This is a genomic window from Rhodovulum sp. PH10 (genome assembly GCF_000293785.1).
In the GTDB taxonomy this organism is placed as follows: domain Bacteria; phylum Pseudomonadota; class Alphaproteobacteria; order Rhizobiales; family Xanthobacteraceae; genus Rhodoplanes.
Genome location: NZ_AKZI01000046.1, coordinates 1 through 20,173 on the forward strand (window position 1 = coordinate 1; position 20,173 = coordinate 20,173).

The following is a 20,173-nucleotide window of genomic DNA, read 5'->3' on the forward strand; positions in this document are numbered from 1 at the left end:
CCGTGCGGCGGGCGCGCCCCCCCGCCGCGCCCCGTCGCCGACCGCCCCTCACCCCAACCCTCTCCCCGCAGGCGGGGAGAGGGAGCACGGACGCGGTGCCGTGCATCGATGGCTTCGCCGAGGACGTCCCGATGATCCCCGCGCTGTTCTTCTATCTGTTCGCCGGCATCTGCGTCGCCTCCGCGCTGATGGTGATCTCGTCGCGCAACCCGGTGCATTCGGTGCTCTTCCTCATCCTCGCCTTCGTCAACGCGGCGGGGCTGTTCATCCTGATGGGGGCGGAGTTCCTCGCGCTCATCCTGGTGGTGGTCTATGTCGGCGCGGTCGCCGTGCTCTTCCTGTTCGTCGTGATGATGCTCGACGTCGACTTCGTGCAGATGCGCAAGGGCTTCATGCAGTATTTGCCGGTCGGCGCGCTGATCGGGCTGATCGTGCTGGTGGAGCTTCTGCTGGTGGTCGGCACCTGGGTGATGGAGCCGGGCGGGCTGCGCACCGCGGCGCCGATCGCCGCCGACGTCAGCAACGCCAAGGCGCTCGGCCTCGTGCTCTACACGCGCTACGTCTACTTCTTCCAGGCGGCCGGCCTCGTGCTGCTGGTCGCGATGATCGGCGCCATCGTGCTGACGCTGCGCCACAAGCCGTATGTCCGCCGCCAGAGCGTGCCGGACCAGCTCTCGCGCAAGAAGGCGAAGATCATCGAGCTGGTCGACGTGAAGCCGGGGCAGGGGATTTAGGGAGAACCGCGATGACCATCGGGCTCGGCCATTATCTGTCGGTCGCGGCGATCCTGTTCACGCTCGGGATCTTCGGCATCTTCGTCAACCGCAAGAACGTCATCGTCATCCTGATGTCGATCGAGCTGATCCTGCTCGCGGTCAACATCAACATGGTGGCGTTCTCGGCGCATCTCGGTGACCTGGTCGGCCAGGTCTTCGCGCTGATCGTGCTGACCGTCGCCGCCGCCGAGGCGGCGATCGGGCTGGCCATCCTCGTCGTGTTCTTCCGCAATCGCGGATCGATCGCGGTCGAGGACATCAACATCATGAAGGGCTGAGCGGCGCGATGTACCAGGCGATCGTCTTCCTTCCTCTCCTCGGCTTCCTGGTCGCGGGTGCCATCGCGCTGGTCGGCGCGGCCGCCCGCCATCCGGGCGGCTATCCGGCGCCGGGCGCCGAGAACCACGCCGACGCCGCCGCCGCGGGCCATCCCCACGGCGCGACCACGCCGCACGGCGACCACGCCGCCGTCCACGTCTCGCATCACGAGGAGCACCCGGCCGAACCGCCGGCGCCGGGCTCGCGCCCGGCCGAGGTGATCACCACCGCGCTCCTGTTCGTCTCGATGGCGCTGTCGTGGTTCGCCTTCGCGCAGATCGGCTTCGGCGGCGCCGACACGGTGCGCGAGACGGTGGCGCCCTTCATCCTCTCCGGTGATCTCACGATCGACTGGGCGCTGCGGATCGACACGCTCACCGCGGTGATGCTCGTCGTGGTGACGACGGTGTCGGCGCTCGTGCACCTCTACTCGATCGGCTACATGTCCGACGATCCGGGCCGGCCGCGCTTCTTCGCGTACCTGTCGCTGTTCACCTTCGCCATGCTGATGCTGGTGACCGCCGACAATCTCGTGCAGATGTTCTTCGGCTGGGAGGGCGTCGGCCTCGCGAGCTATCTGCTGATCGGCTTCTGGTACAAGAAGCCGTCGGCCAACGCCGCGGCGATCAAGGCCTTCGTGGTCAACCGCGTCGGCGATTTCGGCTTCCTGCTCGGCATCTTCGGCGTGTTCGTGGCAACCGGTGCGATCGCCTTCGACACCATTTTTGCCCAGGCACCGAGCCTCGTCGGCACCACCATGCGGTTCCTGAGCTGGCAGGTGGACGTGCCGACGCTGATCTGCCTGCTGCTGTTCATGGGCGCGATGGGCAAGTCGGCGCAGTTCCTGCTCCACACCTGGCTGCCGGACGCGATGGAGGGCCCGACCCCGGTGTCGGCGCTGATCCATGCCGCGACCATGGTGACGGCCGGCGTGTTCATGGTGGCGCGGCTGTCGCCGCTGTTCGAGCTGTCGCCCGACGCGCTCGCCTTCGTCACCTTCATCGGCGCGACGACGGCGCTGTTCGCCGCCACCATCGGCCTCGTGCAGAACGACATCAAGCGGGTGATCGCCTATTCCACCTGCTCGCAGCTCGGCTACATGTTCGTCGCGATGGGCGTCGGCGCCTATCCGGTCGGCATGTATCACCTGTTCACCCACGCCTTCTTCAAGGCGCTGCTCTTCCTCGGCGCCGGCTCGGTGATCGTGGCGATGCATCACGAGCAGGACATGCGGCACATGGGTGGCCTGCGCCACCGCATCCCCTTCACCTATTTCATGATGATCGTCGGCACGCTGGCGCTCACCGGGGTGCCGCTCACCGCCGGCTACTACTCGAAGGACGCGATCATCGAGGCGGCGTTCGCGAGCGGTCATGGCGGCCACAACCCGATGGCGATGTACGGCTTCGTCTGCACCGTGGTCGCCGCGGCGCTGACCTCGTTCTACTCGTGGCGGCTGATCTTCAAGACCTTCCACGGCCGTCCGCACGATCAGCACCATTACGAGCACGCCCACGAGAGCCCGATCACCATGCTCTTGCCGCTCGGCGTGCTCGCCGCCGGGGCGATCCTCGCCGGGCTGCCGTTCAAGGACGCCTTTGCCGGCGAGGGCGCGGAGCACTTCTTCCGCGGCTCGGTGGTGGTCTCCTCGATCCTCGAGGAGATGCACCACGTCGAGTTCACCATCGAGATGCTGCCGACGGTGATGATGGTGGGCGGCTTCCTGGTCGCCTGGCTGTTCTATCTCAGGGCGCCCGGCATCCCGGTCGCGCTCGCCCGCTGGTTCAAGCCGGTCTATCTGTTCCTCTTGAACAAGTGGTACTTCGACGAGCTCTACGACTGGCTGTTCGTCAGGCCGGCGATGTGGCTCGGCCGCACCTTGTGGAAGCGGGGTGACGGCACGGTGATCGACGGGCTCGGGCCGGACGGCGTGTCGGCGCGGGTGCTCGACGTCACCCGCAGCGTGGTCCGGTTGCAGACCGGCTATCTCTATCACTACGCGTTCGCGATGCTGATCGGCATCGCCGCGTTCGTCACCTGGTTCACGCTCGGGGGGATCCGGTGATGGTGAGCTGGCCCGTTCTTTCGCTCACGATCTTCCTGCCGCTGCTCGGCGCGCTGTGCATCATGATGCTGCGCGACGAGGATGCGGGCGTGAAGCGCAACGCCCGCTGGATCGCGCTGTGGACCACGGTGATCACCTTCGCGGTGTCGCTGGTGCTGGTCTGGCACTTCGATCCGGGCTCCGCCGACTTCCAGTTCGCCGAGAAGCATCCGTGGCTCGCCGGCACGATCAGCTATCACGTCGGCGTCGACGGCATCTCGCTGCCCTTCGTGATCCTCACCACCGCGCTGATGCCCTTGTGCATCATCGCCAGCTGGAAGCCGATCCAGCGCCGGGTGAAGGAGTACATGGTCGCCTTCCTGGTGCTCGAGACCATGATGGTCGGCACCTTCTCGGCGCTCGACGTGGTCGTCTTCTATCTGTTCTTCGAAGGCGGCCTGATCCCGATGTTCCTGATCATCGGCGTGTGGGGCGGCCCGCGGCGGGTCTATGCGAGCTTCAAGTTCTTCCTCTACACGCTGCTCGGCTCGGTGCTGATGCTGCTCGCGATCCTCGCGATGTACGGGCAGGTCGGCACCACCGACATCCCCGAGTTGATGGCGCGCGGCATCCCGCAAAACCTGCAATACTGGGCGTGGCTCGCCTTCTTCGCCTCCTTCGCGGTGAAGATGCCGATGTGGCCGGTCCACACCTGGTTGCCGGACGCGCATGTCGAGGCGCCGACCGCCGGCTCGGTGATCCTGGCGGCGGTTCTCCTGAAGATGGGCGGTTACGGGTTCCTGCGGTTCTCGCTGCCGATGTTCCCGGACGCCTCGGAGTTCTTCGCGCCGATGGTGTTCGTGCTGTCGGTGATCGCGATCGTCTACACGTCGCTGGTCGCGCTGATGCAGGAGGACGTGAAGAAGCTGATCGCCTATTCGTCGGTCGCCCATATGGGCTTCGTGACGATGGGCATTTTCGCCGGCAACACCCAAGGGGTGGCCGGCAGCGTCTTCCAGATGATCTCGCACGGCATCGTCTCGGGCGCGCTGTTCCTGTGCGTCGGCGTGATCTACGACCGCATGCACACGCGTGAGATCGCCGCCTATGGCGGCCTGGTGACCCGCATGCCGGTCTATGCGGTGATCTTCGGCCTGTTCACGCTGGCGAACATCGGGCTGCCCGGCACCTCCGGCTTCGTCGGCGAGTTCCTCACGCTGTTCGGCACCTTCCGTGTCAACACCTGGGTCGCCACCATCGCCGCGCTCGGCGTGATCTTCTCGGCCTGCTACGCGCTGTGGATGTACCGCAAGGTGGTGCTCGGCGCGCTGGACAAGCCGTCGCTCGCCGCGATCCGCGACGTCGAGCCGCGCGAGATCATGATCTTCGTGCCGCTCGTCGTGCTCACGCTCTGGCTCGGTGTCTATCCCAAGCCCGTGCTCGACATGTCGGCCTCCGCCGTGACGGCGCTGGTCGAGAACTACCACGAGGCGCTCGGCGCGACGAAGGCCGCGACCCTCCAACCGACGGCAGCCCGATGAACCACGCCTTCGCGCTTCCCCCGCTCGCGCCCGCCATGCCCGAGATCGTGCTGGCCGTCGGCGCGCTGTGCCTGATCGTCATCGGCGCCTATCGCGGCAACCGCGCCACCTCCGCCTTGAGCGGCTTTGCGGTGATGCTGCTGATCGCCGCCGGCGTGCTGGTGTTCCTGATGCCGGACGAGCGGGTCGAGACCTTCGGCGGCAGCTTCGTGGTCGACGCCTATGCGCGCTACTTCAAGCTGCTGGCGCTGGTCGGCTCGGCCGTCGCCATTCTGATGTCGGGCGACTTCTTGGATTCGCCGGAGCGGCAGCGCTTCGAGTATCCGGTGCTGATCGTGCTCTCGACCACCGGCATGCTGATGCTGATCTCGGCGGCCGATCTGATCGCGCTCTATCTCGGGCTCGAGCTGATGAGCCTCGCGCTCTATGTCGTCGCCGCGATCGACCGCGACCGGGTGAAGTCGACCGAGGCGGGCCTCAAATATTTCGTGCTGGGCGCGCTGTCGTCCGGCATGCTCTTGTACGGCGCATCGCTGGTCTATGGCTCGACCGGCACGGTGTCGTTCGCGGGCATCGCGCAGGGGGCGGCCACGGGCGGCCTCGGCGTCACCTTCGGCCTCGTCTTCTTGCTCGCCGGCCTGTGCTTCAAGGTCTCTGCGGTGCCGTTCCACATGTGGACGCCCGACGTCTACGAGGGCGCGCCGACGCCGATCACCGCCTTCTTCGCGGCTGCGCCGAAGATCGCCGCGATGGCGGTGTTCGTGCGGCTAGCGGTCACCGCCTTCCCGACCATCGTGCCGCAGTGGCAGCAGATCGTGGTGTTCGTCTCGATCGCCTCGATGGCGCTCGGCTCGTTCGCCGCGATCGGCCAGACCAACATCAAGCGGCTGATGGCCTATTCCTCGATCGGCCACATGGGATACGCGCTGATCGGGCTCGCCGCCGGCACCGCCGAGGGCGTGCAGGGCGTGATGGTCTACATGGCGATCTATGTCGCGATGACGCTCGGCACGTTTGCCGTGATCATCTCGATGAAGCGGGACGGCGTCGCGCTCGAGAAGATTTCCGACCTTTCGGGTCTCGGGTGGACCAAGCCCGGCGTGGGGTTCCTGCTGGCGATGATGATGTTCTCGCTCGCCGGCATCCCGCCGCTCGCCGGCTTCTTCGCGAAGTTCTACGTCTTCCTCGCGGCCGTGAACGCCGGGCTCTACACGCTCGCGGTGATCGGCGTGCTGACCAGCGTGGTGGGGGCCTACTACTATCTCGCGATCGTCAAGGTGATGTATTTCGACGAGCCGGCACCGGCGCTCGCGCCGATGCGCGGCGAGCTCGGCGTGGTGCTGGCGGTCACCGGGGTGTTCGTGCTGCTGTTCTGGGTCTGGCCGGCACCGCTGGTCGACGCCGCCTCCGCCGCCGCGAAATCGCTGTTCTGAGACCGGCGAGGCGCGGCGCCGAGCCTCGATCGCGACGACGGACGGCGAAACCCCTCACCCGGCTCGGCCTCGCGCTGCTCGACCGAGCCACTCTCTCCCGCAAGGGGAGAGGGTAGAACGCCGTGCGTGTGGCGGAGTGCCGTCTTGCCCGATCCCGAACTCGTTCCCTTCCTCCACCCCTCCGTCGCCGCGGCGGGCACCAAGCATCTCGCACTCGACGAGGTCGACTCGACCAATGCCGAGGCGCTTCGCCGGGCGCTCGCCGGCGAGCCGGGGCCGTTGTGGATCACCGCGGCGCGGCAGACCGCGGGGCGGGGCCGGCGCGGGCGGTTCTGGGCCTCGGAGCCCGGCAATCTGCATGCGAGCCTGCTCTTGACCGATCCGGCGCCGGTGCCGCAGGCCTCCGAAATCTCCTTCGTCGCCGCCTTGGCCGCCTACGACGCGGTCGCCGAGACCGCCCCGGCGCTGGCGCAAAAGCTCTCGCTCAAATGGCCGAACGACCTCCTGTGCGCGGGCAAGAAGATCGCCGGCATCTTGGTCGAGGGCGAGAGCAAGCGGGGCCTCACCGTGGTGGTCGGGCTCGGCATCGACTGCGTGCACCATCCGGCCGACGCGCAGTATCCGGCGACCGATCTCGCCGCCGAAGGGGCAGGGGTCTCCGCCGCAACCCTGTTCTGCGCGCTGACCGCGGCGATGCAGCGCCGGCTCGCCGAGTGGGACCGCAGCAACGGCTTTGCCGCGATCCGCAACGCTTGGCTCGCTCTGGGCCCGGCGCCCGGCACGCCGCTGGTCGTCAGGCTTTCGGGCTCGGAGATCACCGGTCGGTTCGAGACGATCGATTCCCAAGGGAATCTGGTAATCACGGGTGACGAGGGCGTTTCGAGGATCGCCGCCGGCGACGTGTTTCCGCTGGCGGCTCCGGGTCCGGCGCCGTCGGCGGACCGGCAACGCCCATGACTCAGACGGCCGAGGATCTCGTTTTCGCACCGCTCGGCGGTGTCGGCGAGATCGGCATGAATCTCTCGCTCTATGGCTGGGGCCGCGATCGCAAGCGGGCCTGGATCGCGGTCGATCTCGGCGTGTCGTTCGGCGGCGACGATCTTCCCGGCATCGACCTGGTGATGCCGGACGTCCGCTTCCTGGAGGCGGAGCGCAAGAACATCCTGGGCCTCGTCCTCACCCACGGCCACGAGGACCATTTCGGCGCGATCATCGATTTGTGGCCGCGGCTGAAGATGCCGATCTTCGCCACGCCCTTCACCGCGGCGCTGTTCGAGGCGAAGCGGCAGGCCGAGCCCGGCGCGCCGGAAATCCCGGTCAATGTCGTGCCGCTCGGCGGCAAAATCCCGCTCGGGCCGTTCGAGGTCGAGTTCTGCTCGATGTCGCACTCGATCCCCGAGTCGAACGCCCTGATCGTGCGGACGCCGGCCGGCGCCGTGCTGCACACCGGCGACTGGAAGCTCGACCCGACGCCGGTCGTCGGCCCGCCGACCGACGAGAAGAAGCTGCGCGCGCTCGGCGAGGCCGGGTGTCTCGCGCTGGTCGGCGATTCCACCAATGCCGTGCGCGAGGGCCGCTCGCCCTCCGAGACCGAGGTCGGCAAAACCCTGGCGAAGCTGATCGCCGAGGCGCCGCAGCGCGTCGCGATCACCACCTTCGCCTCGCACGTCGCGCGGCTGCGCGGCATCGCCGAGACGGCGCGCTCCTGCGGCCGCGAGGTGGTGGTGGTCGGCCGAGCGATGGAGCGGGTGGTCCAGGTCGCCCGCGAGACCGGCTATCTCGACGGCGTCCCCGATTTCCGCTCGGCCGAGACCTATGGCTATCTGCCGCGCGACAAGGTGGTGGCGCTGTGCACCGGCAGCCAGGGCGAGGCGCGCGCGGCGCTCGCCCGCATCGCCACCGACACCCATCCCGACATCGGCCTCGCCAAGGGCGACCGGGTGATCTTCTCCTCGCGCACCATTCCCGGCAACGAGAAGGCCGTGAACAAGGTGATCAACGGGCTGATCGCGCTCGGCGTCGAGGTGATCACCGAGCGGACGCATCTGGTGCACGTCTCCGGCCATCCGCGACGCGACGAGCTGACCGACCTGATCGGCTGGGTGAAGCCGAAAATCCTGGTGCCGGTCCACGGCGAGCCGCTGCACCTCGCCGAGCACGCAAAGCTCGCGCGCAGCCTCGGCGTGTCCGAGGTGGTCGGCTGCCGCAACGGCGACCTGGTGCGGATCGCGCCGGGCCCGCCGGGCATCGTCGACGAGGTGCCGCAGGGCCGGCTCTACAAGGACGGCAATCTGATCGTCGAGGCAGAGGCCCGCACGGTCGCCGACCGGCGCCGGCTGAGCTTCGTCGGCGTGGTGTCGGTGGCGCTGGCGCTCGACGATTCGGGCACCATGGCCGCCGATCCCGAGATCGGGCTGATCGGCATTCCGGACGCCGACGCCGAGGGTCGCCGGATCGACGCGCTGGTCACGGCGACCGTCGAGGAGACGGTGGCGAACCTTCCGCGCGCCCGCCGGCGCGATCCCGACAGCGTCGCCGAATCGGTCCGGCGGGCGGTGCGCAGCAGGGTCGCTCTCGCGTGGGGCAAGAAGCCCCTGTGTCTCGTCCACGTGTTGGCAGTATAAGGGGCCGACAGGGCGGCGCGGGTGGTCCGCGAGGCCGAGCAGAGGGGACAGTCATGATCGGACGTCTCAACCACGTGGCGATCGCCGTCGGCGATCTCGAAAAGGCCTCCAAGCTCTATCGCGAGACCATGGGCGCCGAGGTGTCCGACCCGATCCCGCAGCCGGCGCACGGCGTGACGGTGGTGTTCATCAACCTGCCCAACACCAAGATCGAGCTGCTGCAGCCGCTCGGCGACAACTCGCCGATCGCAAAATTCCTCGAGAAGAGCCCCGACGGCGGCATCCATCACATCTGCTACGAGGTCGCGGACATCATCGCCGCGCGCGACAAGCTGAAGGCCGGTGGCGCCCGCGTGCTCGGCGACGGCAACCCGAAGACCGGTGCTCACGGCAAGCCGGTGCTGTTCCTGCATCCCAAGGACTTCAACGGCACCCTGGTCGAGCTCGAGCAGGCCTGAGCGAACGCTCGGCGTTTTTTCTTGGACGCCGCCTCGGGCCGGGACCGCGATCACGGCATGGCCTCTACCTCTCCCCGCTTGCGGGGAGAGGTCGGAGTCCGAGCGGTAGCGAGGACTCCGGGTGAGGGGGAGGCCGAGCGTGTCATCGGCGTACACGCCCCTTGGCCCGGCGATCTGCGCTCGCCGACCCTCTCCCCACGGGAGAGGGTGAAGAACCCGAGCCGTTCAGCCGGAAACCATTTCATGCCCCTGACGACTCTCGCCGCCGTCTTCTTCGTGGTCTGGTGGGTGGTGCTGTTCGCGGTGCTGCCGTTCGGCATCCGCTCGCAGCACGAGACCGGCGACATCGCGCCGGGCACCGATCCGGGTGCGCCGTCGGCCCCTCGACTCGCGGCCAAGGCGGGCTGGACCACGCTGGTCGCGCTGGTGGTCACCGGGACGTTTTATGCGGTTTCGGCGGCCGGGCTGATCGACCTCGAGCGGTTCGTCACGCTGTGGGGGCTTTTCCCGCGCTGAGCGAGGACGGCGAGCGAGTCGGGACGGCGAGCGAGTCCGCTCGGGCGCTCTGGCCGTTCTCTCGGCGAGCACAGTTTCTCCTCGACCGGAGGAGCACTCCGAAGGAGTGCGTCTCGAAGGACGAGGGCGACGTCGACGCGGCAGGCTCGACACGGGGAGGCGCCTGGTGGTGCCCTGTGGACGAGGTCGACCGCCGTCGCCCCGGTCTGCGGAATCAAAAAAAAAGCAGGCACGAGGACCTGCTCCACCTTAGTTTTTTGCCATTCCTCCGCGATGTTTTTGAGCGGAGCGGCTGCGATCGAGCGCGCCGTTTGGCTGGTTCCTCCCACAGACCTGGACCGTGCCCCCGGACGAAAGAAAGTTCCAGTCGAACTTCCGGGAGCGAGCTTTGATTACGTAGCTTACCGGATGGCGCTTGTCACCAGGGTAGTCGTGCGCTGCAACAAACTCTGCATAATGGGTGATCACGCGGCCGAGCGAACGGGCAACGGCCGACGCAGAATGCGACCGAAACGTGCGTTCGCCCTTGTATTTCCGGCAAAAATCCGTTCTCTCTGCGTCGTCTTCGAGGAGCTTCGCCATGCGCCTGTCACGCTTCTTCCTCCCCATCCTGCGCGAGACGCCCAAGGAAGCGGACATTGCGTCGCACCGCCTCCTGCTGCGCGCCGGGATGATCCGCCAGGAGGCCGCCGGGATTTATGCCTTTCTGCCGCTCGGCCTGAAGGTGCTCGACAAGGTCTGCCGAATCATCCGCGAGGAGCAGGACCGCTCGGGCGCCGTCGAGATGCTGATGCCGACCGTGCAATCGGCCGAGCTGTGGAAGGAGAGCGGGCGCTACGACGACTACGGCAAGGAGATGCTGCGCATCCGCGACCGCCACGACCGCGAGATGCTGTACGGGCCGACCAACGAGGAGATGATCACCGAGATCTTCCGCGCCTATGTCCGCTCCTACAAGGACCTGCCGCTCAATCTCTATCACCTGCAGTGGAAGTTCCGCGACGAGGTGCGGCCGCGATTCGGCCTGATGCGCGGGCGCGAGTTCCTCATGAAGGACGCCTATTCCTTCGACCTCGACTACGAGGGCGCGCGGCACGCCTACAACAAGATGTTCGTCGCCTACCTGCGCACCTTCGCGCGCATGGGGCTGAAGGCGATCCCGATGGTCGCCGACACCGGGCCGATCGGCGGCAACCTCTCCCACGAGTTCATCATCCTGGCGCAGACCGGCGAGAGCGAGGTCTTTTGCCACCGCGACTATCTCGCGATGCCGGTGCCGGAGGCGGGGCTCGACTTCGACGACGTCGCCGGCATGCAGGCGATCGTCGACCAGTGGACCTCGCTCTATGCCGCGACCTCCGAGAAGCACGACGAGGCGGCCTTCGCCGCCATCCCCGAGGCGGACCGGGTGTCGGCGCGCGGCATCGAGGTCGGCCACATCTTCTATTTCGGCACCAAATATTCGGCGCCGATGAAGGCGGTGGTGGCGCATCCGGACGGCAGCGAGAAGCCGGTCCACATGGGCTCCTACGGCATCGGCCCGAGCCGGCTGGTGGCCGCGATCATCGAGGCGTTCCACGACGACGCCGGCATCGTCTGGCCGGAGCCGGTCGCGCCCTTCTCGGTGGCGGTGGTCAATCTCAAGCAGGGGGATGCTGCGACCGACGCCGCCTGCGAGTCGCTCTATCGCGACCTTTCCGCGCGCGGGGTCGAGGTGCTCTACCACGACCTCGACGAACGCCCGGGCGCGAAATTCGCGACCGTCGACCTGATCGGCGTGCCGTGGCAGATTTTGGTCGGGCCGCGCGGCCTGAAGGAGGGCAAGGTCGAGCTGAAGCGTCGCTCCGGCGATCAGCGGGACATGCTCACCCCCGCCGAAGTGTTGGAGCGGCTCGCGCCGCAAGCGCCTGCCGCACGGGACGCAGCCCTGCCGGTGTAAAACGACCGACGAACGGTGGCGGACGCCGACGCCGGCTCGAAACCGCCCGATTTGAATGAAAGTCGAGGGGCCGGGGGAGACGTTCATCTGGATTCGTGCCGGGCCCGGCGATACCGGGCATCGGGAAAGACCCTGCTCGTGAGAATCGGGATCGGGCGGGGTCGGCCTCGCTAAATCCGGAGAATCGGGTGTAATCCTGCCGGGACAGAGCCGGAGAGAATCGTCATGACCGACGCCGCCGGGACCCGGCCGTTCGCACCGTTCGAGTGGATGCTGTCGCTGCGCTATCTGCGGGCGCGGCGCAAGGAAGGCTTCATCTCGGTGATCGCCGGGTTCTCCTTCCTCGGCATCATGCTGGGCGTGGCAACGCTGATCATCGTCATGGCGGTGATGAACGGCTTTCGCACAGAACTGCTCGACAAGATTCTCGGCCTCAACGGCCATCTCCTGGTGCAGCCTCTGGAATCGCCGCTGACCGACTTCGAGCCGGTGGCCGGCCGGATCGCCGCGGTGCCGGGCGTGCGGCTCGCCGCGCCGATCGTCGAGGGCCAGGCGCTCGCCTCCTCGCCGTTCGCCGCCAACGGCGTGCTGGTGCGCGGCATGCGCGCCGCCGACCTCGACAAGCTCGCCTCGATCTCCAAGAACATCAAGGCGGGCACGCTGGAGGGCTTCGACCAGGGGCAGGGGATCGCGATCGGCAAACGGCTCGCCGAGCAGCTGTCGCTCCAGGTCGGCGACAATCTGACGCTGGTCGCGCCGCGCGGCGCGGTCACGCCGATGGGCACCACCCCGCGGATAAAGCCCTACAAGGTGACGGCGATCTTCGAGATCGGCATGTCGGAGTACGACGCCGCCTTCGTCTTCATGCCGCTGCCGGAGGCGCAGGCCTATTTCAACCGGCCGAACGACGTGACGGCGATCGAGGTCTACACCACCGATCCCGACAATGTGGACAGCTACCGCAAGCTGATCGCGGAAGCCGCGCAGCGGCCGATCTACATGATCGACTGGCGGCAGCGGAACTCGACCTTCTTCAACGCGCTGCAGGTCGAGCGCAACGTCATGTTCCTGATCCTCACGCTGATCGTGCTGGTGGCCGCACTCAACATCGTGTCGGGGCTCATCATGCTGGTGAAGGACAAGAGCTCCGACATCGCCATCATGCGCACCATGGGGGCGAGCCAGGGTGCGATCATGCGCATCTTCCTGATCACCGGCGCCTCGATCGGCGTGGTCGGCACGCTGGTCGGCTTCGGCGTCGGCACGCTGGTGTGCCTCAACATCGATGCGATCCGGCAGTTTCTGTCCTGGGTCACCCAGACCGACCTCTTCCCCCGCGAGCTCTATTTCCTGTCGCGACTGCCGGCCGAGATGAACGCCTCGGAAACCTTCGCCGTGGTGGCGATGGCGCTCGGCCTGTCGCTGCTCGCGACCCTCTATCCCTCCTGGCGGGCGGCACGTCTCGATCCCGTCGAGACGCTGCGCTACGAGTAGTCCATGGCCCCGACCGAACGACCCATCGTCTTCCTTCATCAGATCGAGCGGCAGTACCGGCAGGGCGACGCCACCGTCGACGTCCTGAAGGGCGCCGAGCTCGCCGTGTGGTCGGGCCAGATGGTGGCGCTGATCGCACCGTCCGGCGCCGGCAAGTCGACGCTGCTGCACATCGCCGGCCTTCTGGAGCACCAGGATGCCGGCGAGGTCTATATCGACGACGTGCCGACCTCGCATCTGACCGACACCGAGCGCACGCGCATCCGCCGCAACGAGGTCGGCTTCGTCTATCAGGCGCACCACCTGCTCGGCGAGTTCTCGGCGCTCGAGAACGTCATGCTGCCGCAGATGATCCGCGGCATGACGCGCAACGAGGCGCGCGAGCGGGCCGCCGAGCTTCTCTCCTATCTCGGCCTCAAGGAGCGGCTGGTGCACCGCCCGGCAGAATTGTCGGGCGGCGAGCAGCAGCGCGTCGCGATCGCGCGTGCGGTCGCCAACGCGCCGCGCATTTTGCTCGCCGACGAGCCGACCGGTAACCTCGATCCGCACACCTCCGAGCACGTGTTTCGCGCGCTCACCCAGCTGGTGCGCGCCTCCCGCCTCGCCGCGGTGATCGCCACCCACAATCTCGACATCGCCGCCCGCATGGACCGCCGCGTCACCCTCAAGGACGGGCGGGTGATCGAGCTGCAATAGGTCGACGGCTACGTCTTCCGGCCGTTCGCGTCCGGGCTGTTCGTGCGGCCTGGAACAAAGTATGAACGAGACGTTGATCCCCGTCAATCTCGTTTTCGGAATGCGAACACGTGCGCTCGCGACCCGCGCCGGCGCCGGCGCCGGCGCCGTCAGTGGAAGCTGACGCCGAGCCGCTGCTCGGTGCGCCACACCACCCGGCAGGGATGCGTGGCGCCGCTCTCGAACACCAGCTGAAATTCGCGCGGAATGCCGAACGTGCCGGAATGCACGTGCAGGCACGCGCCGCCCTCGGACAGGTTGCGCACGGCGCACTCGATCTTCGGCGTCTTCGGGCCGAGCGCGATGCGGGCCGTCTTCAACAGCCGGGAGCGGGGGTGTTTTCGGCGCTCGTTCGTCATGGGGCTCGGCGTGGGGTCGAAGCATCGTTGCGTTGCGAAAGTGATGACTCCGCGGCTTTGCGCTTTAATTAATTCGACCGCGAAATCCCGCCGGTTTCATTCACAGGTCGGCGCGCGGCGAAACGCCTTGGGGCCGTGCGGGAAACGCTTGACGAGAGAACAAAAAGAGAACTAAAGTTCTTGTGACGTTCATGGCGAGTCCGCCTCGTGGTCATGCCCTGTCCGGTAAAATGGAGGAGTGCGATGCCCTGGTCGACCATCGATACCGTCCGTACGGTGACCTCGCTGGGCCTGCTCGCCGGGATCGTCGTGGTGTGGGCGAGATTGCTGACAGTGCTCTGATTTTTCGGGTTTTCGTCGAGTCGATGCGATGGGATGCGGGTCTGGGCGGACCGCGGATAGGAGTTGCACGGAGGACGAGCGAGAGCCCGTGGCCGGGTGATACGAACGGCGAGAGACCATGACCCTCATCCCGCGGGGCCGCAAAGCGGCCGTCTCGAAGGATGAGGCCGGGCGGGGCTCTCGTCCTTCGCGACGCGGGCGTTCCGCCCGTTCTCGGGACGAGGTCGAACTCTGTCGCCGTTGCCATGCGTGTGCAGAGGGACTGGAACGCGCGTGCAGGGTGTCGCGAAAAGCCGGGAAGGGGCGCCGGCGAGGGGCACGGCGGTTGCGCCTGCGTGGCGGACGCTGGGGGCGTGAGCGGTCCTGTGGACGACGGCGGGCGGGCGCCCGATTCTTTCCGTGCGGCCGGCCGGGCGGCTGGACAGCGGGCGCACCGGGTGGCGTTGTGGGGCGTGGCCGTCCGGACTCCGAGTCCTCGGAACTCTGGTCCTCGGAATTTTGGTCCTCGGAGCTGTGGTCTTCGGAAGTCTGGTCCTCGGGCTTCGAGCCTTCGGAACCAGAGGCTTGGGAACCAGAGCCTTGGGAACCGGAGTCTTCGGAACCAGAGCCTTCGGATCCAGCGTTTTCGGACCCGGAGTTTTCCGATTTCGGGTCCTCGGACGGCGAGATAAAATCCGCGAGCCTTGCCGGGCCGGCGGATCCTACTGCGTGAGATCGCCCGTGAACGCCGACCCCCGACTGTCCGCGCCCCGTGTTTCGTCCGCGTCCGGAGAGGCCGACGCGCCTGCCGGTCCGGGCTTCGTGCATCTGCACGTCCATTCGGCCTATTCGCTGCTCGAAGGGGCGTTGCCGGTGGGAAAGCTCTACGGTCTCGCCAAGGCTGACCGGCAGCCGGCGCTGGCGCTGACCGACACCGACAATCTGTTCGGTGCGCTGGAGTTTTCCGAGAAGGTGTCGGCCGCCGGCATCCAGCCGATCGTCGGCATCTCGCTCGCGATCGACTTCGCCGACCACGAGGCGAGCCGCAGCGGCCCGCACGGCGGCGCCCGCAGCCTGCCGCGGCTCGTCCTGCTCGCCGCCCGCGAGGAGGGCTACCGCAACCTGATGCGGCTCAACTCGCGCGCCTTTCTCGACACGCCGTCGAACGAGGCGCCGCACATTGCGATCGACTGGCTCGCCGAGGGCTGCGACGGCCTGATCGCGCTCACCGGCGGCCCGGACGGCCCGTTGAACGAGGCGATCGTCGCCGGCCAGCTGCCGCTGCTCGGCAGCCGGTTCGAGGCGCTACAAAGCCTGTTCGGTGACCGGCTCTATATCGAGCTGCAGCGCCACGGCACCGACCGCGAGCGGGCGGCCGAAGGCGCGCTGATCGACCTCGCTTATGCCCGCGGCGTGCCGCTGGTGGCGACCAACCAGCCGTTCTTCGCCACCGCCGACGACTACGAGGCGCACGACGCGCTTCTGTGCATCGCCGAGGGGCGGATGGTCGCCGAGGCCGAGCGGCGCCACCTCACCTCGGAGCACCGCTTCAAGACCCGCGCCGAGATGGCCGCGCTGTTTTCCGATCTGCCCGAGGCGCTCGCCTCGACGGTCGAGATCGCCCAGCGCTGCGCGTTTCGCCCGCGCACCCGAAAGCCGCTGCTGCCGCGCTACTCCACCGACGAGGCCGACGGGCTCGACGAGGAGACCATCGTGCGCCGGCGCGCCGCCGAGGGGCTCGACGCGCGGCTCGCCGCCCACGGCTGCGCCGCCGGTCACACCGAGGAGGACTATCGCGAGCGGCTCGCATTCGAGCTCGACATCATCTCGCGCATGAAATTCCCCGGCTACTTCCTCATCGTGTCGGACTTCATCCAGTGGGCGAAGCGCCACGGCATCCCGGTCGGCCCGGGCCGCGGCTCGGGCGCGGGCTCCGTGGTCGCCTGGGCGCTCACCATCACCGACCTCGACCCGCTCCGCTTCAACCTGCTGTTCGAGCGCTTCCTCAATCCCGAGCGCGTGTCGATGCCGGACTTCGACGTCGACTTCTGCCAGAACCGCCGCGACGAGGTGATCCGCTACGTCCAGCAACGCTACGGCCGCGAGAACGTCGCCCAGATCATCACCTTCGGCACGCTGCAGGCGCGCGGCGTGCTGCGCGACGTCGGCCGCGTGCTGGAGATGCCGTACGGGCAGGTCGACAAGCTGTGCAAGCTCGTCCCGCAGAACCCGGCAAAGCCGATCTCGCTCGCCGAGGCGATCGAGAGCGAGCCGAAGCTGCAGGCCGCCCGCGACACCGAGCCGGTGGTCGCCCGCGCGTTTGCGATCGCCAAGAAGCTGGAAGGACTCAACCGCCACGCCTCGACGCACGCCGCCGGCATCGTGATCGGCCACCGCCGGCTCGACGAGCTGGTGCCGCTCTATCGCGATCCGAAGTCGGACATGCCGGTCACCCAGTTCAACATGAAGTGGGTGGAGCAGGCGGGCCTGGTGAAATTCGACTTTCTGGGCCTCAAGACGCTCACCACGCTCGACACCGCGGTAAAGCTTCTGAAGCGCCGCGGCATCGAGATCGACCTCGCCCACATCCCGCTCGACGACAAGAAGAGCTACGAGATGCTGACCCGCGGCGAGACGGTCGGCGTGTTTCAGGTGGAAAGTGCCGGCATGCGCCGCGCGCTGGTGGACATGCGGCCGGACCGCCTCGAGGACATCGTCGCGCTGGTCGCGCTCTACCGGCCGGGCCCGATGGCCAACATCCCGATCTATTGCGCCCGCAAGCACGGCTACGAGAAGCCGGACTACATCCACCCGAAGCTCGAGCCGTATCTGCGCGAAACTTTTGGCGTCATCATCTATCAGGAGCAGGTGATGCAGATCGCGCAGGCCTTGGCCGGCTACTCGCTCGGCGAGGCCGACCTCCTGCGCCGCGCGATGGGCAAGAAGATCCGCGCCGAGATGGACAAGCAGCGCATCCGCTTCGTCTCGGGCGCGGTCGAGCGCGGCGTGGAGAAAGCCCAGGCCGACACCATCTTCGATCTGCTCGCAAAATTCGCCGACTACGGCTTCAACAAGAGCCACGCGGCCGCCTACGCGCTGGTCTCGTACCAGACCGCCTATCTCAAGGCGAATTTTCCGGTGGAGTTCTTGGCGGCGTCGATGACGCTCGACATGGGCAACACCGAAAAGCTGTCCGACTACCGCGCCGAGGCGGGGCGGCTCGGCATCACGCTGGCGCCGCCCTCGGTCAACCGCTCGGGCGTCGATTTCGACGTCGAGGGCAACACGATTTTTTACGCGCTCGCCGCCATCAAAGGGATCGGCCGGCAGGCGGTCGAGACCATCGTGTCGGCCCGCGGCGAAAAACCCTTTGCCGATCTCGCCGATTTCGCCCGCCGCATCGATCCGCGCCAGGTGAACAAGCGGGTGCTGGAAAGTTTGGTCGCGGCCGGCGCGTTCGACTGCATCGAGCGCGACCGCGCCCGCGCGTTTGCCGCCATCGAGACGATCATGGCGACCGCGCAGCGCACCCATGCCGCCGCCGAGAGCGGGCAGAGCGACATGTTCGGCGGGCCGGCCGCGCCCGAGCCGTTCGTCATCCCGCCGGCGGAAATCTGGCTGCCGGCGGAAAAGCTGCAGCGCGAGTACGACGCCATCGGCTTCTTCCTCACCGGCCACCCGCTCGACGACTACGCCCATTTGCTGAAACGCTTGCGGCTGCAGACCTGGGGCGAGTTTTCGCGCGCCGTGCGAGCGGGGGCGACCGCCGGCCGGCTCGGCGCCACCGTCGTCTCGCGCACCGAGCGGCGCACCAAGACCGGCAACAAGATGGGCATCATCGGCCTGTCGGACCCGTCGGGCCACTACGAGGCGGTGCTGTTTTCCGAAGGGCTTCAGCAGTACCGTGACTTTCTCGAGCCGGGAAAGGCGGTGCTGCTGTTTCTCTCGGCCGAGGCGCAGGGCGAGGAGGTGCGCGCCCGCATTCAGACCGTCGAGCCGCTCGACGAGGCCGCCGCCAAGCAGCAGAAGGGGCTTCGCATCTTTCTCCGCGACGAGGGGCCGCTCGATGCCGTCGCCAAGCGGCTCGAGCAGACGGGTGGGGGAGGATCGCGCACGGGCGGTCCCGGCCAAGGCCACGGTGCCGGAGGAGGGGGCCGCAACGACGGTGGCGACGTCAGCATCGTCCTGCTGCTCGACGAGGCCGAGATCGAGGTGAAGCTGAAAGGCCGCTACAAGGTCTCGCCGCAAACCGCCGGCGCGCTGAAGGCCGTGCCCGGGGTGGTCGAGGTGCAGGCGGTGTGAGGACCTTGATCGTGCTATCGTCAACTGCATGCTAATTGGAGCTATTGCTGTGTTCAAAAGCGAAATCCGAGACAGCACGATCAATGCGCTCCTCGAGAAGGCTGCAAGCAAGAATTACGGCCGATATCTCTCAAAGGTTATTTTAAAAAAGGTAAGGGGATTCTCCAACGAACCGGTTTCGTTTGACTTTCCCGTAACTGCGGTTGTTGGACCTAACGGCGGCGGTAAGACTACGGTTCTCGGAGCTGCGGGCTGCGCCTATAAAAAAGTCGCGCCAAAGCGGTTTTTTGCAAAGAGCGGGAAATATGATGAAAGTATGCAGGATTGGTCGATCGAGTACGACTTGATTGATAGGTCTCTGAATCCAAAAGATGTTATCCGGCGAACCGCAAGCTTCAAAAACCAGCGATGGAATCGAGATGCCCTTGAGCGGTCCACGTTGACTTTTGGTGTTGCTCGGACGGTGCCTGTAAATGAGCGGACTGAGTTATTGCGGTGTGCTTCAAGCACGTTCGAGGTGCCGAATGATCGGGTAGAAGAGCTTTCGAAGGCAGTTAGTGAGGCGGTTTCGCGGATTCTAGGGAAGGATGTTAGTGGTTTCAAAAGGTTGAAGGTTGATTCTGGTGGGCGGGTGGTTCTGCTCACCGGAAGGACGAATACGGGATACGGGTATTCCGAATTTCATTTCGGTGCCGGCGAATCAAGCATTATTCGGATGGTTTCGCAGATCGAGCTCGCCGAAGATCGGTCTCTGGTTTTAATTGAAGAGATTGAAAACGGCCTCCACCCAGTGGCAACGGTCAGGATGGTAGAGTATCTCATTGACGTTGCGGAGCGGAAGAGGATTCAAACGATTTTCACGACGCACTCGAATGATGCCCTTCGTCCGCTTCCATCCAAGGCGATTTGGGTTGCAACTCAAAATAAGATATTCCAGGGGAAGCTCGACATCCAGTCTTTACGAGCAATAACTGGCCAGGTTGAGGCGGCTCTGGTAGTGTTTGTCGAGGATCGGTTTGCTAAGATTTGGTTTGAGGCGATCTTGAGGCAGGCGGGGGATGTTTCGATCGATCATATTCAGGTTCATGCCATGGAGGGTGATGGGCTTGCGGTTTCTGTGAACAGCCATCACAATAAAGACCCATCGATCCGAATTCCGTCGATTTGCTTCATCGATGGAGATTCTCGGCAGAAGGAGTCGGATGATTCGAGAATTTATCGATTGCCGGGGGAATCCCCAGAGAGTTTTGTTTTTGATAACGTCATACCAGCCATCGTTTTGGCTGACTCGCTCCATCTCCCGCCGCCGTGGC

The 20,173-nt window shown here is 66.5% G+C and carries 16 protein-coding genes; 14 read left to right on the forward strand and 2 right to left on the reverse strand.

The window, feature by feature from the left end; genetic code table 11:
• The first annotated feature begins 131 nt into the window (after window positions 1-131).
• From A33M_RS09035 to A33M_RS09075, 9 genes are all read left to right on the forward strand, one after another.
• On the forward strand, window positions 132-734 hold the full coding sequence (locus A33M_RS09035) for an NADH-quinone oxidoreductase subunit J (protein ID WP_040619884.1): 603 nt from the start codon (window positions 132-134) through the stop codon (window positions 732-734).
• Between the two features lie 11 nt (window positions 735-745).
• A complete protein-coding gene (gene nuoK, locus A33M_RS09040; RefSeq protein ID WP_008386058.1) occupies window positions 746-1,054 on the forward strand; it encodes an NADH-quinone oxidoreductase subunit NuoK in 309 nt (102 codons plus the stop codon).
• 8 nt (window positions 1,055-1,062) lie between these two features.
• Window positions 1,063-3,159, forward strand: coding sequence for an NADH-quinone oxidoreductase subunit L (gene nuoL / locus A33M_RS09045; protein ID WP_008386060.1), 2,097 nt, complete (start codon window positions 1,063-1,065; stop codon window positions 3,157-3,159).
• Window positions 3,159-4,679: an NADH-quinone oxidoreductase subunit M gene (locus A33M_RS09050; protein ID WP_008386061.1), complete on the forward strand. Its 1,521-nt coding sequence runs from the start codon at window positions 3,159-3,161 to the stop codon at window positions 4,677-4,679. The genes nuoL and A33M_RS09050 overlap by 1 nt, the downstream gene beginning before the upstream one ends.
• On the forward strand, window positions 4,676-6,112 hold the full coding sequence (gene nuoN / locus A33M_RS09055) for an NADH-quinone oxidoreductase subunit NuoN (protein WP_008386063.1): 1,437 nt from the start codon (window positions 4,676-4,678) through the stop codon (window positions 6,110-6,112). Before A33M_RS09050 ends, nuoN begins: the two co-directional genes overlap by 4 nt.
• A 144-nt stretch (window positions 6,113-6,256) precedes the next feature.
• Window positions 6,257-7,069, forward strand: a complete 813-nt coding sequence (locus tag A33M_RS09060; protein WP_008386065.1) for a biotin--[acetyl-CoA-carboxylase] ligase — start codon at window positions 6,257-6,259, stop codon at window positions 7,067-7,069.
• Window positions 7,066-8,736 (forward strand): ribonuclease J, encoded by a 1,671-nt coding sequence (locus A33M_RS09065; RefSeq protein ID WP_008386066.1) that lies wholly within the window; start codon window positions 7,066-7,068, stop codon window positions 8,734-8,736. Before A33M_RS09060 ends, A33M_RS09065 begins: the two co-directional genes overlap by 4 nt.
• 53 nt (window positions 8,737-8,789) lie before the next feature.
• Window positions 8,790-9,194 carry a methylmalonyl-CoA epimerase gene (gene mce / locus A33M_RS09070; RefSeq protein ID WP_008386069.1) on the forward strand — a complete coding sequence of 135 codons (405 nt, stop codon included), beginning with the start codon at window positions 8,790-8,792 and terminating at the stop codon, window positions 9,192-9,194.
• A 243-nt stretch (window positions 9,195-9,437) separates the two neighbouring features.
• On the forward strand, window positions 9,438-9,710 hold the full coding sequence (locus A33M_RS09075) for a DUF1467 family protein (protein ID WP_008386071.1): 273 nt from the start codon (window positions 9,438-9,440) through the stop codon (window positions 9,708-9,710).
• Between the two features lie 249 nt (window positions 9,711-9,959).
• Here A33M_RS09075 and A33M_RS23820 read toward each other — a convergent pair whose 3' ends face one another.
• Window positions 9,960-10,292 carry a hypothetical protein gene (locus A33M_RS23820; protein WP_157223397.1) on the reverse strand — a complete coding sequence of 111 codons (333 nt, stop codon included), beginning with the start codon at window positions 10,290-10,292 and terminating at the stop codon, window positions 9,960-9,962.
• Between A33M_RS23820 and proS the strand changes: the two genes are divergently transcribed.
• From proS to A33M_RS09090, 3 genes are all read left to right on the forward strand, one after another.
• Window positions 10,291-11,649 carry a proline--tRNA ligase gene (gene proS / locus A33M_RS09080; protein WP_008386073.1) on the forward strand — a complete coding sequence of 453 codons (1,359 nt, stop codon included), beginning with the start codon at window positions 10,291-10,293 and terminating at the stop codon, window positions 11,647-11,649. The two genes, A33M_RS23820 and proS, sit on opposite strands and share 2 nt — an antisense overlap.
• Window positions 11,650-11,874: 225 nt before the next feature.
• Window positions 11,875-13,143 carry a lipoprotein-releasing ABC transporter permease subunit gene (locus A33M_RS09085; RefSeq protein WP_008386075.1) on the forward strand — a complete coding sequence of 423 codons (1,269 nt, stop codon included), beginning with the start codon at window positions 11,875-11,877 and terminating at the stop codon, window positions 13,141-13,143.
• 3 nt (window positions 13,144-13,146) lie between these two features.
• Window positions 13,147-13,839, forward strand: coding sequence for an ABC transporter ATP-binding protein (locus tag A33M_RS09090; RefSeq protein WP_008386077.1), 693 nt, complete (start codon window positions 13,147-13,149; stop codon window positions 13,837-13,839).
• A gap of 149 nt (window positions 13,840-13,988) precedes the next feature.
• Here the strand turns inward: A33M_RS09090 and A33M_RS09095 are convergent, their stop codons facing one another.
• Window positions 13,989-14,237 carry a PilZ domain-containing protein gene (locus A33M_RS09095; RefSeq protein ID WP_040619883.1) on the reverse strand — a complete coding sequence of 83 codons (249 nt, stop codon included), beginning with the start codon at window positions 14,235-14,237 and terminating at the stop codon, window positions 13,989-13,991.
• Window positions 14,238-15,380: 1,143 nt separating this feature from the next.
• Between A33M_RS09095 and dnaE the strand changes: the two genes are divergently transcribed.
• On the forward strand, window positions 15,381-18,860 hold the full coding sequence (dnaE, locus tag A33M_RS09100; RefSeq protein ID WP_008386080.1) for a DNA polymerase III subunit alpha: 3,480 nt from the start codon (window positions 15,381-15,383) through the stop codon (window positions 18,858-18,860).
• Window positions 18,861-18,909: 49 nt separating this feature from the next.
• Window positions 18,910-20,173 (forward strand): ATP-dependent nuclease (locus A33M_RS22860; RefSeq protein WP_202801833.1); only part of this gene is annotated, 1,264 nt, incomplete at its 3' end.

Bases quoted from the DNA above. Each gene is read 5' to 3' on its own strand.
- A33M_RS23820 (WP_157223397.1), bottom strand. From the start codon at position 10,292: ATGGCGAAGCTCCTCGAAGACGACGCAGAGAGAACGGATTTTTGCCGG.
- nuoN (WP_008386063.1), top strand. From the start codon at position 4,676: ATGAACCACGCCTTCGCGCTTCCCCCGCTCGCGCCCGCCATGCCCGAG.
- mce (WP_008386069.1), top strand. From the start codon at position 8,790: ATGATCGGACGTCTCAACCACGTGGCGATCGCCGTCGGCGATCTCGAA.
- proS (WP_008386073.1), top strand. From the start codon at position 10,291: ATGCGCCTGTCACGCTTCTTCCTCCCCATCCTGCGCGAGACGCCCAAG.
- nuoL (WP_008386060.1), top strand. From the start codon at position 1,063: ATGTACCAGGCGATCGTCTTCCTTCCTCTCCTCGGCTTCCTGGTCGCG.
- A33M_RS09095 (WP_040619883.1), bottom strand. From the start codon at position 14,237: ATGACGAACGAGCGCCGAAAACACCCCCGCTCCCGGCTGTTGAAGACG.
- A33M_RS09050 (WP_008386061.1), top strand. From the start codon at position 3,159: ATGGTGAGCTGGCCCGTTCTTTCGCTCACGATCTTCCTGCCGCTGCTC.
- nuoK (WP_008386058.1), top strand. From the start codon at position 746: ATGACCATCGGGCTCGGCCATTATCTGTCGGTCGCGGCGATCCTGTTC.
- A33M_RS09090 (WP_008386077.1), top strand. From the start codon at position 13,147: ATGGCCCCGACCGAACGACCCATCGTCTTCCTTCATCAGATCGAGCGG.
- A33M_RS09035 (WP_040619884.1), top strand. From the start codon at position 132: ATGATCCCCGCGCTGTTCTTCTATCTGTTCGCCGGCATCTGCGTCGCC.
- A33M_RS09085 (WP_008386075.1), top strand. From the start codon at position 11,875: ATGACCGACGCCGCCGGGACCCGGCCGTTCGCACCGTTCGAGTGGATG.
- A33M_RS09075 (WP_008386071.1), top strand. From the start codon at position 9,438: ATGCCCCTGACGACTCTCGCCGCCGTCTTCTTCGTGGTCTGGTGGGTG.
- A33M_RS09065 (WP_008386066.1), top strand. From the start codon at position 7,066: ATGACTCAGACGGCCGAGGATCTCGTTTTCGCACCGCTCGGCGGTGTC.